This is a genomic window from uncultured Modestobacter sp. (assembly GCF_947486615.1).
Taxonomy (GTDB): Bacteria; Actinomycetota; Actinomycetes; order Mycobacteriales; family Geodermatophilaceae; genus Modestobacter.
The window spans coordinates 436,986-452,808 of record NZ_CANKUD010000003.1 but is presented as its reverse complement, the minus strand read 5'-3'; the positions used below and the strand labels follow the sequence as shown (position 1 = coordinate 452,808).

15 protein-coding genes are annotated in these 15,823 nt (G+C 72.6%); all 15 read left to right on the top strand.

The features are described 5' to 3' along the window. Window positions 1–27: 27 nt before the first annotated feature. Entirely contained in the window at window positions 28–1,257 is a 1,230-nt protein-coding gene (locus tag Q1A09_RS08395; RefSeq protein ID WP_299953602.1) for a tripartite tricarboxylate transporter permease, read from the top strand. A gap of 17 nt (window positions 1,258–1,274) precedes the next feature. After that, entirely contained in the window at window positions 1,275–1,682 is a 408-nt protein-coding gene (locus tag Q1A09_RS08390; protein WP_299953504.1) for a universal stress protein, read from the top strand. 326 nt (window positions 1,683–2,008) lie between these two features. Beyond that, window positions 2,009–4,465, top strand: a complete 2,457-nt coding sequence (locus Q1A09_RS08385; RefSeq protein ID WP_299953502.1) for a chemotaxis protein CheA — start codon at window positions 2,009–2,011, stop codon at window positions 4,463–4,465. Window position 4,466: 1 nt separating this feature from the next. Continuing rightward, complete coding sequence (locus tag Q1A09_RS08380) at window positions 4,467–4,919, top strand: chemotaxis protein CheW (protein WP_299953500.1); 453 nt, start codon at window positions 4,467–4,469, stop codon at window positions 4,917–4,919. A gap of 137 nt (window positions 4,920–5,056) precedes the next feature. Continuing rightward, window positions 5,057–6,664: a methyl-accepting chemotaxis protein gene (locus tag Q1A09_RS08375; protein WP_299953498.1), complete on the top strand. Its 1,608-nt coding sequence runs from the start codon at window positions 5,057–5,059 to the stop codon at window positions 6,662–6,664. 222 nt (window positions 6,665–6,886) lie between these two features. Further along, window positions 6,887–7,096: a hypothetical protein gene (locus Q1A09_RS08370; RefSeq protein WP_299953497.1), complete on the top strand. Its 210-nt coding sequence runs from the start codon at window positions 6,887–6,889 to the stop codon at window positions 7,094–7,096. A gap of 325 nt (window positions 7,097–7,421) precedes the next feature. Then, window positions 7,422–9,029 carry a methyl-accepting chemotaxis protein gene (locus tag Q1A09_RS08365; protein WP_299953495.1) on the top strand — a complete coding sequence of 536 codons (1,608 nt, stop codon included), beginning with the start codon at window positions 7,422–7,424 and terminating at the stop codon, window positions 9,027–9,029. A gap of 235 nt (window positions 9,030–9,264) precedes the next feature. Further along, window positions 9,265–10,869: a methyl-accepting chemotaxis protein gene (locus Q1A09_RS08360; protein WP_366139761.1), complete on the top strand. Its 1,605-nt coding sequence runs from the start codon at window positions 9,265–9,267 to the stop codon at window positions 10,867–10,869. A gap of 177 nt (window positions 10,870–11,046) precedes the next feature. After that, window positions 11,047–11,961, top strand: coding sequence for a hypothetical protein (locus Q1A09_RS08355; RefSeq protein ID WP_299953493.1), 915 nt, complete (start codon window positions 11,047–11,049; stop codon window positions 11,959–11,961). 110 nt (window positions 11,962–12,071) lie between these two features. Further along, the gene (locus Q1A09_RS08350) at window positions 12,072–13,199 is read left to right on the top strand and encodes a chemotaxis response regulator protein-glutamate methylesterase (RefSeq protein WP_299953492.1); all 1,128 of its coding nucleotides are present in this window, start codon (window positions 12,072–12,074) and stop codon (window positions 13,197–13,199) included. Further along, on the top strand, window positions 13,196–14,020 hold the full coding sequence (locus Q1A09_RS08345) for a protein-glutamate O-methyltransferase CheR (protein ID WP_299953491.1): 825 nt from the start codon (window positions 13,196–13,198) through the stop codon (window positions 14,018–14,020). Before Q1A09_RS08350 ends, Q1A09_RS08345 begins: the two co-directional genes overlap by 4 nt. Window positions 14,021–14,022: 2 nt before the next feature. Continuing rightward, entirely contained in the window at window positions 14,023–14,418 is a 396-nt protein-coding gene (locus tag Q1A09_RS08340) for a response regulator (RefSeq protein WP_299953489.1), read from the top strand. After that, window positions 14,415–14,909 (top strand): chemotaxis protein CheX, encoded by a 495-nt coding sequence (locus Q1A09_RS08335; protein WP_299953487.1) that lies wholly within the window; start codon window positions 14,415–14,417, stop codon window positions 14,907–14,909. Before Q1A09_RS08340 ends, Q1A09_RS08335 begins: the two co-directional genes overlap by 4 nt. Further along, on the top strand, window positions 14,906–15,268 hold the full coding sequence (locus tag Q1A09_RS08330) for a response regulator (protein WP_299953486.1): 363 nt from the start codon (window positions 14,906–14,908) through the stop codon (window positions 15,266–15,268). Before Q1A09_RS08335 ends, Q1A09_RS08330 begins: the two co-directional genes overlap by 4 nt. Beyond that, window positions 15,265–15,753 carry a hypothetical protein gene (locus Q1A09_RS08325; RefSeq protein WP_299953484.1) on the top strand — a complete coding sequence of 163 codons (489 nt, stop codon included), beginning with the start codon at window positions 15,265–15,267 and terminating at the stop codon, window positions 15,751–15,753. The genes Q1A09_RS08330 and Q1A09_RS08325 overlap by 4 nt, the downstream gene beginning before the upstream one ends. Window positions 15,754–15,823: the final 70 nt, after the last annotated feature.

Sequence of the window (15,823 nt, the reverse complement as noted above, 5' to 3'; positions counted from 1 at the left end):
CGTCGCGCAGCGTGATCGTCGGCCGCGCTGGCCACCGCGGCGATCGGCTCGTTCGTGGCCGGCACGATCGCCACGGTGCTGCTGGCGCTGGTCGCGCCGACCGTGGTCGAGCTGGCCATCGGCGTCACCTCGGCCGACTACTTCGCCCTGGCTGTCATCGCCTTCGTCGCCGTCGCCACGGTGCTGGGGTCCTCCCCGCTGCGCGGGCTCGCGTCGCTGTGCCTGGGGCTGTACCTGGGGCTGGTCGGCACCGACGTGCTGACCGGTCAGGAGCGGTTCACCCTGGGCATCCCGCAGCTGTCCGACGGCATCGACGTCGTCGTGGTGGCGGTGGCGCTGTTCGCGGTCGGCGAGGCGCTGCACGTGGCCTCCCGGCTGCGCCGGGGCGCGGTGCAGGTGATCGACCACCAGGGCAGCTGGATGACCCGCCAGGACTTCCGCCGGTCCTGGGCGCCGTGGCTGCGCGGCACCGCGTTCGGCTTCCCGCTGGGGGCGCTGCCCGCCGGCGGCGCTGAGATCCCGACGTTCCTCTCCTACGCGACCGAGCGGAAGCTGACCAAGCACCCGGAGGAGTTCGGCAAGGGCGCCATCGAGGGCGTCGCCGGCCCGGAGGCGGCGAACAACGCCGCCGCGGCCGGGGTGCTCGTGCCGCTGCTGACCTTGGGCATCCCGACCTCGGCGACCGCGGCGATCATCCTGGCCGCCTTCCAGGGCTACGGCATCCAGCCCGGGCCCACGCTGCTCACCACCGAGGGCCCGCTGGTCTGGGCGCTGATCGCCTCGCTGCTGATCGGCAACGCGATGCTGCTGGTGCTGAACCTGCCGCTGGTCGGGCTCTGGGTGAAGCTGCTGCGCATCCCCCGGCCCTACCTGTACGCCGGGATCCTCGCCTTCGCCTCGCTCGGGTCGTTCGCGGTGAACGCCGACCCGCTGGACCTGGTGCTGCTCCTGCTGCTCGGGCTGCTGGGTTTCGTCATGCGACGGTATGGCTGGCCGGTGGCCCCCGCGGTGATCGGGCTGATCCTCGGACCGATCGCGGAGACCAACCTGCGACGAGCGCTGGCGATCAGCAACGGCGACCTCGGCGTGCTCGTCGACACCTGGTTCAGCCGGGTCGTGCTGGCGCTGGCCGTGCTGGCCCTGGTCGGCCCGATCGTGCTCCGGGCGGTCCGCGGACCCCGCCCCTCCCCCGCCGAGCTCCAGCACGCCGACGCGGCTGCCGATGAGGACGAGACGGTCCGGAGCGCGGACCGGTGACCGGAGAGGAGCGGCCCGTGGCCGTCGTCGTGGTGGGCATGGTCCCCAACCCCCGGGGGCAGGCCGCCCTGCAGCACGGCCTGCGCGAGGCCCGGCAGCGGGCGGCCCGGCTGGTGGTGGTCAACACCTCCCGCGGTGACGCGCTCGTCGACGAGGAGTTCCTGCAGGGCGACGCGCTGCGCCGGCTGCACGAGGAGCTGGCCGCCGCCGGCGTTCCGTTCGAGGTGCGCCAGCCGGTGCACGGCCAGGACGTCGCCGAGGAGCTGTCCGCCGTGGTGGCGGAGACCGGGGCCGAGCTGCTGGTCATCGGTGTCCGCCGGCGCACGCCGGTCGGCAAGCTGCTCATGGGGTCGGCGGCCCAGCGCATCCTGCTGGAGGTCGACTGCCCGATCCTGGCCGTCAAGAGCCCGCCGCCGACTTCCTGAACCCGGGAGTCCCACCGGCCTCACCAGGCCGTTCCCGCCCTTTCTCCCCCACTGTGACCGTCGGCCCGCCGGGCCGGCGGTCACAGTCGTCCGTGCCTCTGCCGATCAGTCAGATCACGCTGCAGTCACACGCGCTGACCTGGTCGGACGGTGACCTGCGTGAATTGTCGACATGACCCCGAATGACCATTCTCGGGCCATGACGGACCAATTCAGAAAAGGCGGACGCGAGCCCGGATCTCACCTTCAGGTGACTCCGATCGCGCCGATGAAGCCATCACTGTGCGGGGCAGGCCCGGACGGCGCACCAAGGGGAAGAGGCAGGCGTGGAAGGTCTGGACGACATCGTCGAGGAGTTCCTCGTGGAGAGCCACGAGAACCTCGATCAGCTGGACCAGGACCTGGTGGCCCTGGAGCAGGACCCCCGTTCGCGGGACCGGCTCTCGAGCGTCTTCCGGACGATCCACACCATCAAGGGCACCAGTGGCTTCCTGGCCTTCAACCGGCTCGAGGAGGTCGCGCACGTCGGGGAGAACCTCCTCTCCCGGCTGCGGGACGGCGCCCTGGACCTCACCCCGGCGCGCACCAGTGCGCTGCTGCTGATGACCGACACCATCCGCGCGCTGCTGGCCGAGATCGAGGCCAGCGGGGGCGAGGGCTCGGTGGCGGTCGCCGAGACCGTGGCGGTGCTCGCCAGCGCCCTCGAGGACGCCCCCGCTGCGCCGGCAGCCGAGCCGGTCGTCGAGGTGGCCGTGGCCGAGCCGGTGGCCGTGGCCGAGCCGGTGGCCGAGGCGCCGCCCGCGCCGGTGAAGAAGCCGGCCGCGAAGCGGGCCCCGGCCAAGCGGGCCTCCCGCGCCAAGGCCGCCGTCCCCTCGCCGGCCCCCGTTCCCGCGGTCGAGCAGATCGCCGCGCCCACTCCCCCGGCCGCCGCCCCGGCGCCCACCGCCGAGATCCCCCAGCCCGAGATCCCCCAGGAGGTCCCCGTGCCGACCGCGCCCGCCGCCCCCGCGGCGCTCGCCCCCGAGCCGGGCACCCCGGAGGCCCAGCCCAAGGGCCGCGGCGTCGCCGACAGCACCATCCGCGTCGACGTCGACCTGCTGGACAACCTGATGCTGCTGGTCGGTGAGCTGGTGCTGACCCGCAACCAGATCGTCCAGTACGTCGGCCGGCAGAACGACCAGGACCTGATCCGCGCCTCCCAGCGGCTGAACCTGATCGCCAGCGAGCTGCAGGAGAGCGCGATGAAGACGCGCATGCAGCCGATCGACCACATCTGGTCCAAGCTCCCCCGCGTCGTCCGCGACCTCGGCCTGCAGCTGCAGAAGAACATCCGGCTGGAGATGGAGGGCAAGGACACCGAGCTGGACAAGACCCTCCTCGAGGCGGTCAAGGACCCGTTGACCCACCTGGTCCGCAACTCCGTCGACCACGGCATCGAGAACACCGCCGGCCGCATCGCCGCCGGCAAGTCCCCCGAGGGCGTGCTGACGCTGCGCTCGCGGCACGAGAGCGGCCAGGTCGTGGTGGAGGTCGCCGACGACGGTGCAGGCATCGACCCGGCCAAGATCGGCGCCAAGGCCGTCGAGAAGGGCATCATCACCGCCGAGGCGATGAGCCGGATGAGCCCGCAGGACCTGCTGCAGCTGATCTTCCAGCCCGGCTTCTCCACCGCCGCCGCGGTCACCAACGTCTCCGGCCGCGGGGTCGGCATGGACGTGGTGAAGACCAACATCGAGGGCATCGGCGGCACCATCGAGGTCGAGTCCACGGTCGGCCGCGGCACCTGCATGCGGCTGCGCATCCCGCTGACCCTGGCGATCGTCCCGGCGCTGACCATCGAGTGCGCCGGCGACCGCTATGCCATCCCGCAGATCAGCCTGCAGGAGCTCGTCGCCCTGGACGCCGAGAAGGCGGCCGCCGCGGTCGAGGAGGTCGGTGGCGCGTCGGTCTACCGGCTGCGCGGCGAGCTGCTGCCGCTGGTGCACCTGGCCGAGGTGCTCGGCCTGCCCTCGGACCGGCACGACGGGCACGTCGTCATCGCCGTCCTGCGGTCGGAGGGCCGCCGGTTCGGCCTGGTCGTGGACCGGGTCATCAACACCGAGGAGATCGTCGTCAAGGCCGTCAGCGGCCAGCTCAAGTCGATCGGCCTCTACTCCGGCGCGACCGTGCTGGGCGACGGCGCCGTGGCGCTGATCCTCGACGTCCAGGCGCTGGCCCGCCGGGCCCTGCGGGCGGAGTCCGCGGAGCGCCAGGAGAGCCGGGTCGCCGCCTCCGTCGCCATCGCGGCCCAGGAGCGGCAGCGGATGCTGCTGGCGGCCATCGGTGGTGGCCGGCGGGTCGCCATCCCGCTGGACACCGTCACCCGGCTGGAGCAGGTGCGCAGCGAGACCGTCGAGCGGGTCGGCTCCCGCGAGGTGGTGCAGTACCGCGGCGCGATCCTGCCGATCGTCCGGCTCGACCGGCACCTGGGTGCCTTCGGCGAGACCGACCGGGAGACCCTCGAGGTCATCGTGTACGCCGACCACGGCCGCAGCGTGGCCATCGTGGTCGACGAGATCCTCGACATCGTCGACGGCGAGGCCGCGGTGCAGAGCGACATCGACGACCTGGGCCTGCTGGGCTCGGCCGTCATCGGCGACCGGGTGACCGAGCTGCTCGACGTCCGGGCCGCGATCCTCGCCGCCGACCCGGCCTTCTACACGACGGCCCCGGTCGCACTCCCCTCCCCCGACGCCTTCGCCTTCGACGGCGCCGGTTCCCCCGCCCCCCTGATGGAGGTCTGACATGAGCACCGCCACCGAGGCCCGGACCGTGCCGGCCACCAGCCAGCTGGCCACCTTCTGGCTGGACGGCGACCTCTACGGCGTGGAGGTCGAGCACGTCCAGGAGGTGCTGCGCAGCCAGAGCATCACCCGGGTGCCGCTGGCCCCGCCGGCCGTCGCCGGGCTGATCAACCTCCGCGGCCAGGTCGTCACCGCCATCGAGCTGCGCGAGCGGCTCGGCCGGCCGGCCCGCCCGGAGGCCGAGCAGCCCGTCGTCATCGTCGTCCGGCTGCACGGCGAGGCGGTCAGCCTGCTGGTCGACAGCATCGCCGACGTCGTCGACGTCGACGTCCGCGACTTCGAGGCCCCGCCGGACACCCTGGACGGCGCTGCCCGTGAGCTGATCCGCGGGGCCTACAAGCTCTCCGGCCAGCTGCTGCTCGCCCTCGACGTCAACCGCGCCGTCGGCACGTGAACACCGGCCCCGCTGCCACCACGGCAGCGGGGCAGCACCACCCGGGGCCGCGCCCCGGGGCCCAACCCGCTCACCACTCGAGCCGCGGACCGGGCCACCCGTCCCGCCCGCTCCGCACCCCCCACAGGAGACCCAGAATGAGCAGTGTCGCTTCCCCCTCCCGGCGGCTCGGGTGGTTCGCCGACCGACCGATCGGCGTCAAGATCGGTGCGGTCATCACCCTGCTCGCCGTCGTCGTCCTCGGCACGAACGCGCTGGCCATCACCCGCATCGACGACATGCGCGCGGCCGAGCAGGCCATCTACACGGAGAACCTCAAGCCGCTGAACTCGCTCTCCGCCGTCCAGCGCGCCACCGCCGCCCACCGCGCCCGGGTGCTCGAGTACGCCTTCTCCGACACCGCCCGTCAGCAGGAGCTGATCGGTCAGATGGAGGAGAAGCAGGCCGACGTGGAGGCGGGTCTGGCGGAGTACGAGCCCTTCATCGTCAACCAGGCCGCCATGGACAAGTACCTGGACGCGCGGGCCGGTCTGCTGCAGACGCTGACCAGCACCGCCTTCCCGCTGGGCGCGACCGGTGACATCGCCGGCTACAGCCAGCTCGTCCGCAACACCCTGCAGCCCTTCTTCGACGACATCGCCGACGGCCTGGAGGAGGAGGGCATCGCCCAGTCCGAGCTGGCCGCCGACCGCAACGAGGCCGCCGCCGAGGAGGCCAGCAGCACCGTCACCCTGCTCCTCACCGTGTCGCTGACCGCGATCGTCGTCGCCGCCCTCCTGGCCTTCCTGGTCGTCCGCCGCATCCTCGCCACCGTGCGCTCGGTGCAGGCCTCGGTCCAGGCCATGGCCGACGGTGACCTCACCGTCGCCCCCGAGGTCCGCGACCGGGACGAGATCGGCCAGATGGCGCTGTCGCTGGCCGAGGCGCAGGAGAACCTCCGCTCGGTGATGGCCTCCGTCGTCGCCTCCTCCGACGCGGTCGCCGCCGCCTCCGAGCAGCTGTCGGCGTCCTCGGCGCAGATCTCGGCCTCGGCCGAGGAGACCTCCGCGCAGTCCGGTGTGGTCTCGGCCGCCGCCGACGAGGTGTCCCGCAACGTGGCCACGGTCGCGGCCGGCGCCGACGAGATGAGCTCGGCCATCCGGGAGATCAGCCAGAGCGTCAACGAGGCCACCCGGGTCGCGGCCCAGGCCGTCGGCGAGGCGCAGACCACCACCGAGACCATCCAGAAGCTGGGGACGTCGTCCCAGGAGATCGGCGCGGTCGTCAAGGCCATCACCTCGATCGCCGAGCAGACCAACCTGCTGGCGCTCAACGCCACGATCGAGGCGGCCCGGGCCGGTGAGGCGGGCAAGGGCTTCGCCGTCGTCGCCAACGAGGTCAAGGAGCTGGCCCAGGAGACCGCCCGGGCCACCGAGGACATCGCCCGACGGGTCGAGGCCATCCAGGGTGACACCGGTGGCGCGGTGTCGGCGATCGGCCGGATCTCGGAGATCATCGGCTCGATCAACGACTTCCAGCTGACCATCGCCTCCGCGGTGGAGGAGCAGACCGCCACGACCAACGAGATGTCCCGGTCGGTCCAGGAGGCCGCCGGCGGGTCCACCGAGATCGCCACCAACATCACCGGTGTCTCGACCGCGGCCTCCTCGACCACCCAGGCGCTCGGGCAGACCCGGCAGGCGGTCGACGAGCTGTCCCGGATGGCCAGCGACCTGCGCACCTCGGTGTCCCGCTTCAGCTACTGAGCTGACCCCGTGCCCCGCCACCGGCGGGGCACGGGGCCACCGGACACGCAGCACCCCCCGACCCCCGGCCGCTGCCCCGCCCCCTTCCCCGGGCGAGGTGGCGGCCGTGGCCGTTCCCGGACCATTCCCACAGTTCCTCGACGCCTTTCCGCCGGGGCGATCGGCCGGATCTCGGAGATCATCGGCTCGATCAACGACTTCCAGCTGACCATCGCCAGTGCGGTGGAGGAGCAGACCGCCACCACGAACGAGATGTCCCGGTCGGTGCAGGAGGCCGCCGGCGGATCGACGGAGATCGCCACCAACATCACCGGGGTGTCGGCGGCGGCGTCCTCGACGACGCAGTCGCTGGGGCAGACCCGGCAGGCCGTGGACGAGCTGTCCCGGATGGCCAGCGACCTGCGCCGCAGCGTGGCCACCTTCACCTGGTGAACTCCGGCGGGTCTGCCCGTCCGACGGTCCGGCCGTCTCTCCCGTCGATCCGGGGTGAGGCGGCCGTCGCCGTTCCGCGACCATTCATCGAACCTCGGTGAGTGGTCCTCTCGATGTCGACAAGCAGACGTCCTGAACCGGTCGTCGTGCCATTTCCCCGGTTGTGCACGACACGTCCTGCACAACGACACGGAGCGTTCTCGCATCCGACACCATGGTTCCGGTAACGCCCATTCCCGCAGTTGCTGGTTCGGGTGGAGAGCGGCCGGTCGGCCCGTTCTCCCGTTCATCCCCCTCTGCTGCTCCACTCCCTCAGGAGAAGACCATGTCCCGAAACTCGCTGGCCCGTCCCGCTTCCTGGTGGGGAGACCGCAGTGTCCGGACCAAGGTGCTGGCCACCGTCGGTGTCGCCGGCGTCGTGGCGGCCGGCATCGGCGTGACCGGGCTGGCCGCCCTCGGCAACGCGGCAGATGCGGCCGGGGCCCTGTACCAGGACAACCTGCTGGGCGTCGCCGCGGCGGCGGACATGGACGGCATCGTGGGGGACATGCGGGTCAACATCCGCGACACCATCCTCGCGGCCGACACCGCAGCCGCGGTGACGAACGTCGACACCCTCGCCGCCGACTTCGCCGCCGCGCTGGCGACCTACCGGGAGGGGACGGCGAACCCGGACAAGCTCGCCGTCCTCGACGAGATCGAGGTGTCGATGGGCGAGTACGTGTCGCTGCAGCAGGACGTGCTCGTGCCGCTGGCGCAGAACCAGGACTTCCAGGGCTGGATCAGCACGAACGCCAGCCAGTCGGGGCCCATCGTCGAGCAGGCCACCGCCGACATCAAGGCGCTGCGCGACATCGAGGCCGAGGAGGCGCTGGCGGCCGCCGGGACGATCCGGGCGGACTACGAGTCCCAGCGCACCACCTCGATCCTGTTGATCGTCGGCGGCGTCGCGCTCGCCCTGGGTCTCGGCTTCTTCGTCGCCTCGGCGATCGCCCGCGCCACCGGCCGGGTGCGCGACGTCGTCCAGGGGCTGGCGGAGGGCGACCTGACCCGCAGCAGCGGGCTCACCACCCGCGACGAGATGGGCCAGATGGGCCAGGCGCTGGACGCCGCGGTCGAGAACCTGCGGTCGGTGATGGCCTCGGTGGTCGCCTCCTCCGACGCGGTCGCCGCGGCCTCGGAGGAGCTGTCGGCGTCCTCCGCGCAGATCTCGGCCTCGGCGGAGGAGACCTCGGCGCAGTCCGGCGTCGTGTCCAACGCTGCGAGCGAGGTGTCCCGCAACGTCGCGACCGTGGCCGCCGGCGCGGAGGAGATGGGTGCCTCCATCCGGGAGATCAGCCAGAACGCCAACGAGGCCGCCCGGGTCGCCGCCCAGGCGGTGACCGAGGCCGAGACGACCACGCAGACCATCACCAAGCTCGGCGTCTCGTCGCAGGAGATCGGGGCCGTGGTCAAGACCATCACGAGCATCGCGGAGCAGACCAACCTGCTGGCGCTGAACGCCACGATCGAGGCGGCGCGGGCCGGTGAGGCGGGCAAGGGCTTCGCGGTGGTCGCGAACGAGGTCAAGGAGCTGGCCCAGGAGACCGCCCGGGCCACCGAGGACATCGCCCGCCGGGTCGAGGCCATCCAGGGTGACACCGGTGGTGCGGTGTCGGCGATCGGCCGGATCTCGGAGATCATCGGCTCGATCAACGACTTCCAGCTGACCATCGCCTCCGCGGTGGAGGAGCAGACCGCCACGACCAACGAGATGTCCCGGTCGGTGCAGGAGGCCGCCGGCGGGTCCACCGAGATCGCCACCAACATCACCGGGGTGTCGGCGGCGGCGTCCTCGACCACCCAGGCGCTGGGGCAGACCCGGCAGGCCGTGGACGAGCTGTCCCGGATGGCCAGCGACCTGCGGGGGAGCGTCGCGCGCTTCTCCTTCTGACAGGCCCACGCCGGCGACTCGACGCGGCCGTCGTCCCCTCCCCGGGGGCGGCGGCCGCGTCGTGTTCGGCGTGTGGCGTCGCCCCTGTCGACAAATGTGCTCCGCGAAATGGTCGTCGCGCGATCTGCCCGCCATTTCCGCGACACGCACGAGAATGGCGATCGACGACTCTTCCGCTCTCCGATGATCTGGATCGCACCACCGGTCACACCCGTCCCAGCCTGGAGGCATCACCGTGAGCGCACCGTCCGTCCTCGCCCGGCTCCGCGACCGCGGGATCATGGCCAAGATCGTCGCGGCGGTGAGCGTGGCGGTGCTCGTCGCCGTCGGCGTCGGCCTGGTCGGGCTGCACACGCTGGGCCGGTCGGCCGACCGGACCGAGGGCATGTACCAGGACGAGCTCGTCGGCACCGTGGACGTCGCGGAGGTGCGCGGGCAGCTGTACGCGCTGCGGCTGTCCTCGGTGAACTACGCCGTGGCCACCGACTCGGCCGCCAAGCAGACGTACATGGGCGACCGGCAGGCCGCCTACGAGGGCCTGGCCCTGGCCGCGTCGCACTACCTGGCCACCCAGCCGCAGGCGGAGAGCCGGGCGCTGATCGACCACGCGCTGGGCGAGCTGAACCGGTACAAGGCGGCGATGCCGCCGCTGGACGAGCTCGCCGACTCCGGCGACCTGGCCGCCTGGTCGCAGATGCGCGACACGGTCGTCGCCCCGATCGCCGAGTCGATCATCGCCGACCTGGACCAGCTGTCGGTGCTGCGGCAGGAGGCGGCCGCGGCCAGTGCGGCCGAGGCGCGGGACTCCTACGGCGACACCCGCTGGCTGCTGGTGGCGGTCATCGCGGCCGGCGCCGCCGTGGCCCTGGGCTTCGGCGTCCTGGTGGCCCGCCGGATCACCGGCTCGCTGCGCCGGGTGCAGCACACCGCCGAGGGGCTCGCCGCCGGGGACCTGACCCGCCGGGCGGACGTCACCACCGGTGACGAGGTGGGCCGGACGGCGGCGGCGCTGGACGGCGCGATGGCCGAGCTGCGGTCGGTCATGGCCTCGGTGGTCTCCTCGGCCGACGCGGTGTCCGCCTCGTCCCGGGAGCTGTCGGCGTCCTCGGCCCGGATCTCCACCTCGGCGGAGGAGACGTCGGCGCAGTCGGGTGTGGTGTCGGCGGCGGCGGAGGAGGTGTCCCGCAACGTGGCGACGGTGGCGGCCGGCGCCGAGGAGATGGGTGCCTCGATCCGGGAGATCAGCCAGAACGCGAACGAGGCGGCGCGGGTGGCGGCCCAGGCGGTGTCCGAGGCGGAGGCGACCACCCGGACGATCACCGAGCTGGGGGCCAGCTCGAAGGAGATCGGTGCGGTGGTGAAGACGATCACGAGCATCGCGGAGCAGACGAACCTGCTGGCGCTGAACGCCACGATCGAGGCGGCGCGGGCGGGTGAGGCCGGCAAGGGCTTCGCCGTCGTCGCGAACGAGGTCAAGGAGCTGGCGCAGGAGACGGCCCGGGCGACCGAGGACATCGCGCGGCGGGTGGAGGCGATCCAGGGCGACACGGCGAAGGCGATCGACGCGATCGGCGGCATCTCCACGGTGATCGGCTCGATCAACGACTTCCAGCTGACCATCGCCTCCGCGGTGGAGGAGCAGACCGCGACCACCAACGAGATGTCGCGCTCGGTCCAGGAGGCCGCCGGCGGGTCGACGGAGATCGCCACGAACATCACCGGGGTCTCGGCGGCGGCGTCGTCCACGACCCACTCGCTGGGGCAGACCCGGCAGGCGGTGGACGAGCTGTCCCGGATGGCCGACGACCTGCGGGGGAGCGTGGCCCGCTTCACCTTCTGACGCGTGCCCCAGGGACCCGATCGGGGAACGGGTTTCGACACACGGTCACCGGGCACTGACGGTGCGACGCGAACGCGCGGAGGTCGCCTGCTCGCTGTCCTGCGAGCGGGTGACCTCCGTGTCGCGTCGTGCACCGGGGCCGCCGCACGATGGCCTGACCACTTCCCTGGAGGCGACGTGCCCTACTCCCTGGTCAGCGCTGCGACGCTCGGCTTCGACCTCGTCCGACTGCCCGCCGGCGGGCAGGTCGCCGACGTGCTGGTGACCGGCCTCGGCGCCGACGCCCACACCCTGCACCGCCTGGCCGGGGCGCACCCCGCCGCCGGCCGCCCGGACGCCGAGCGCGCCGGGCTGGCCGTGCGGGCCCGCCGGGCGCACGAGCTCGCCGCCTCCGGCGTCCCGCAGCTGCGGGACATGACCGACCCGGGCGGCGACGAGGACAGCCGGTCCGCCCGGCTGGTCGCCCTCCTCGAGCGCGGCACCATCGGCAACACCCCGGCCCTCGAGCGGCTGGTCCGCGACGACGTGCTGGGCCCCGAGCACGGCGTCGTCGCCGACCTCGACCCGGCCGTCGCGAGCCTCGCTGCCGACGTCCTGGCCGACGCCGCGACCGGCTGGTGGGCCGCCGACGCCCTGGACCCCGCCGTCCGGCAGGAGCTCACCTCCCCCTACTCGACCGCCACCGCCTGGGAGCACGGCCCCCGGCCCGACCTCGGCCCGATGGGCCCCGGCCTGGCCGAGCTGCTCGGCGAGCTCCGTTCCCTCGACGAGGCCGGCCGCCGCCGCTGGCGGCTGGCCGTCGACGCGAGCCGGGCCCAGCGACGCCCCTGGGCTGCCGCCATGCACGGCGCGGCCTGGGCCGCGCACGTCTCCGGCCGCACCCGCACCCTCGCCGCCGCCCAGCTGCTGTCGGTCTCGGCCTTCCTCGACGCCGGGTTCACCGCCCGGGACGGCGCCGAGGGCGTGTGGAACGCGCTGGCCGGCTGCGTGCAGGGGCTGGCGATGGCCGACCTGCTGGACGAGGAGTCGCTGACCGTGCTCGGCGGCCCCTGGACCATGGTGACCGGGAGGTCCCTCCCCCTCGCGGGGTGAGTCGCGCACCGATCCGTAGTACACGCCCGAATCCGCTCAAGCCCCGGCGGCTGATGCCGATACAGGTCTGGAGCGGCCCACCGGCCGGACCATCGGCTGCGGGGGAACGCGTGGAACAGATCAAGGTGATGGTCGTCGACGACTCGGTCGTCGTCCGCAAGATCGTGACGGACGTGCTGTCCGAGGACCCGATGATCCAGGTCGTCGGCACGGCCCCGAACGGCCGGCTCGCGGTGAGCAAGCTCGAGCAGCTCAAGCCCGACCTGGTCACGATGGACATCGAGATGCCGGACATGAACGGCATCGAGGCGGTCCGGGCCATCCGCGCCACGCGGTCCCGGGTGCCGATCATCATGTTCAGCACGCTGACCGAGCGGGGCGCCTCCGCCACCCTGGACGCGCTGTCCGCCGGCGCCAACGACTACGTCACCAAGCCGGCCAACGTCGGCAGCGTGGCCCAGTCGATGGAGAGCGTGCGCCAGCAGCTCGTCCCCAAGATCAAGGCCCTCACCGGCCGGCCGATGACCAGTGGCCCGGCCGCGGCCCCCGCGGCCGCCGCGCCGGTCGCCGTCCGGCCCCCGGCTGCCCGCAGCCGCGCGCCCAAGCAGCCCGCCGTCCTGGTGATCGGCTCCTCCACCGGCGGCCCCGAGGCGCTGACCAAGGTGCTGCCGCTGCTGCCGGCCTCGCTGCCGGTCCCGGTGCTGCTGGTGCAGCACATGCCTCCGGTGTTCACCCGGCAGTTCGCCCAGCGGCTGGACCGGCTGTGCGCGCTCACCGTGGTCGAGGCCGTCGACGGCACCCCCCTGGCGCCGGGCACCGTGCACATCGCCCCCGGCGACTTCCACCTGACCGTGGGCACCAGTGGCGCCAGCAAGCGCACGGCGCTCAACCAGGCCCCTCCGGAGAACTTCTGCCGCCCGGCCGTCGACGTGCTCTTCCGCTCCGCGGTGGCCGCCTACGACGGTGCGGTCCTCGGCGTCGTCCTCACCGGCATGGGGTCCGACGGGCGCATCGGCGCCGGTCAGATCCGCGAGGCCGGCGGCACCGTCGTCGCCCAGGACCAGGCCACCTCGGTCGTCTGGGGCATGCCCGGCGCCGTCACCCAGGCCGGGTTCGCCGACGAGGTCCTGCCCCTCGGGCGGGTCGCCGAGGCGATCACCCGGCTCCTGCCCACCCCCCGCCCCGCGGCGAGCTTCGCCGCGGCCCGCGCCGCAGCCCCGATGGGAGGCCTCCGATGACACTCACCGCCACGAGCTTCGACTGGGTGCGCCAGCTGGTGCACCGAGAGAGCGCGATCGTCCTGCAGCCCGGCAAGGAGTACCTGGTCGAGGCCCGCCTCCTGCCGATGGCCCAGCAGCGTGGCCTGTCCGGGGTCAGCGAGCTCGTCGAGTCCGTCCGCAACCGCCCCGACCCCGCCGTGACCCGGCGCATCGTCGAGGCGCTGACCACGAACGAGACGTCCTGGTTCCGGGACGGCGACCCGTTCACCGCCCTGACCAGCACCGTCATGCCGCAGCTGGTGGCCGCCCGTCGTCCCGACGAGCGGCTGCAGATCTGGTCGGCCGCCTGCTCCAGCGGGCAGGAGGCGTACACGATCGCGATGCTGCTGTCCGACGCGCTGCCCAACGCCACCACCCGCGTGTCGATCACCGCCACCGACCTCTCCCGCGAGATGGTGGAGCGGACCCGCGCCGGCCGGTTCAGCCAGCTCGAGGTCAACCGCGGCCTGCCGGCCTCGATGCTGGTGCGGCACTTCACCCGGGCCGGCAACGAGTGGGAGATCGCGCCGGCGCTGCGCCGGATGGTCACCGCCTCCGAGTGCAACCTGGCCGCACCGCTGCCCCGCCTGGGGCCGTTCGACGTGGTCTACCTGCGCAACGTGCTCATCTACTTCGACCTGCCCACCAAGCAGGGCATCTTGAACCGCGTCCGCCAGATCATGCGACCCGACGGGTGGCTGTTCCTGGGGGCTGCCGAGACCACTCTCGGCGTGGACGACAACTGGGAGCGGGTCGTCCTCGGCCGTGGCTCCGCCTACCGGCCCAAGAAGGGAGCCTGACCGTGCGAGCTCTGGTGATCGACGACTCTCGCGCCATGCGGCGCATCGTCGGCACGATCCTCAAGGACTTCGGATTCGAGGTGCGTGAGGCCGGGGACGGTCAGCAGGCCCTCGACGTGCTGCAGGAGGGCAAGGCCGAGTCCTGGGTCCCCGACCTGTGCTGCATCGACTGGAACATGCCGGTGATGGACGGCCTGCAGTTCGTCATGGCCGTCCGCGCCAACCCCGAGTTCCGCCAGGTGACGCTGATGATGGTCACCACGGAGAGCGAGACCGGCCAGATCGTCAAGGCGCTGGCCGCCGGTGCCCACGAGTACCTGATCAAGCCGTTCACCGCCGACGCGCTCCGCGACAAGCTGGCGCTCCTCGGCCTTCTCCCCGAGGGGGTGTCCGCATGACCCTGTCCCAGACCCAGCCGATCACCGAGCTGCTGGACGCCGCGACCGTGCAGAGCATCTGCGACGAGGTCTGGCCGTCGCTGGTCGGCGACGGCGAGGCGTTCGTGCCGGTGCCGGTGCCGCCGCCGGCGGAGCTCGTCAGCGCCTGGGTCGACATCATCGGCCCCTGGACCGGCTCCGTCGTGGTGACCTGCGCGCCGGCCACGGCCGAGGCGCTGACCGAGTCGGTGCTGATGACCCGCCCGCCCACCGTGGTGGACGACGAGGACGTCGCCGACGCCCTCGGCGAGCTGGCCAACGTGCTCGGCGGCAACGTCAAGAGCGTCCTGCCGGGTGAGTCCCGGCTCGGCCTCCCCCAGATCGGTCCAGCGCCCGCCCGTGGGCGGCTGGACGACGTCCGTGCCCTCGTCGGTCAGTGGCGAGGCAACTACCTGACCATCACCGTGCAGGGCACCGCCCCGCACCCGAGCGGAACTGAGGTGCCGCAGTGAAGATCCTGGTGACCGACGACAGCCGTGTCATGCGGCAGATCGTCATCCGCACCCTGCGCCAGGCGGGGTACGACGACCACGACATCGTCGAGGCCGAGGACGGGGCCCAGTGCCTCGAGAAGGTCGGCTCCGAGTCCCCCGACCTGGTCCTCTCCGACTGGAACATGCCGAACATGAGCGGCATCGAGTGCCTGCAGGCGCTGCGCGCCTCCGGCTCGCAGGTGCCCTTCGGGTTCGTGACCTCCGAGGGCTCCCCGGAGATGCGGGAGAAGGCGGCCAACGCCGGCGCGCTCTTCCTCATCGCCAAGCCGTTCAACGAGGACACGTTCAAGGACGCCCTCGACGGGGTGATCGCATGACCGCCGCCCTGCAGCCGGCGACGCTGCCCACCGCCAAGGACGTCCGCGACATGCTCGAGGGCCTCTTCGGCAAGGAGGTCGTGGTCTCCCCCGGTGACCCGGTCTCGCTCAACGGCAAGCCGGCCGTCGCCGTCTACGTCGACCCGTCCATGGCCACCACGGCCCTGTGCCTGGTCGACCTGCGGCTGGGCGCCTGGCTGGCCGGCGCCCTCGCGCTGCTCCCCAAGGGCGGCCTCGAGGACGCGATCGACGAGGGCGAGCTCTACCCGATGCACCTCGAGGCGCTCTACGAGGTGGTGAACATCGCCGCGTCGATGTTCAACGGCGAGGGTGTCAACCACTCGAAGCTGTACAAGCTGCACGCGCCGGGGGAGTCGATCCCGGGGGACATCGCCGGGCTCGCCGCGGCGTTCAACCGGATCGACCTCAAGCTCGACGTCGCCGGTTACGGCTCGGGCAACCTGTCCATCGTGATGGCGCACTGACCTCGAGCACCGCACGACCCCGGGACCGGGGGAGCAGGCCCGACCACCGGGCCGGCTCCTCCGGTCTCGT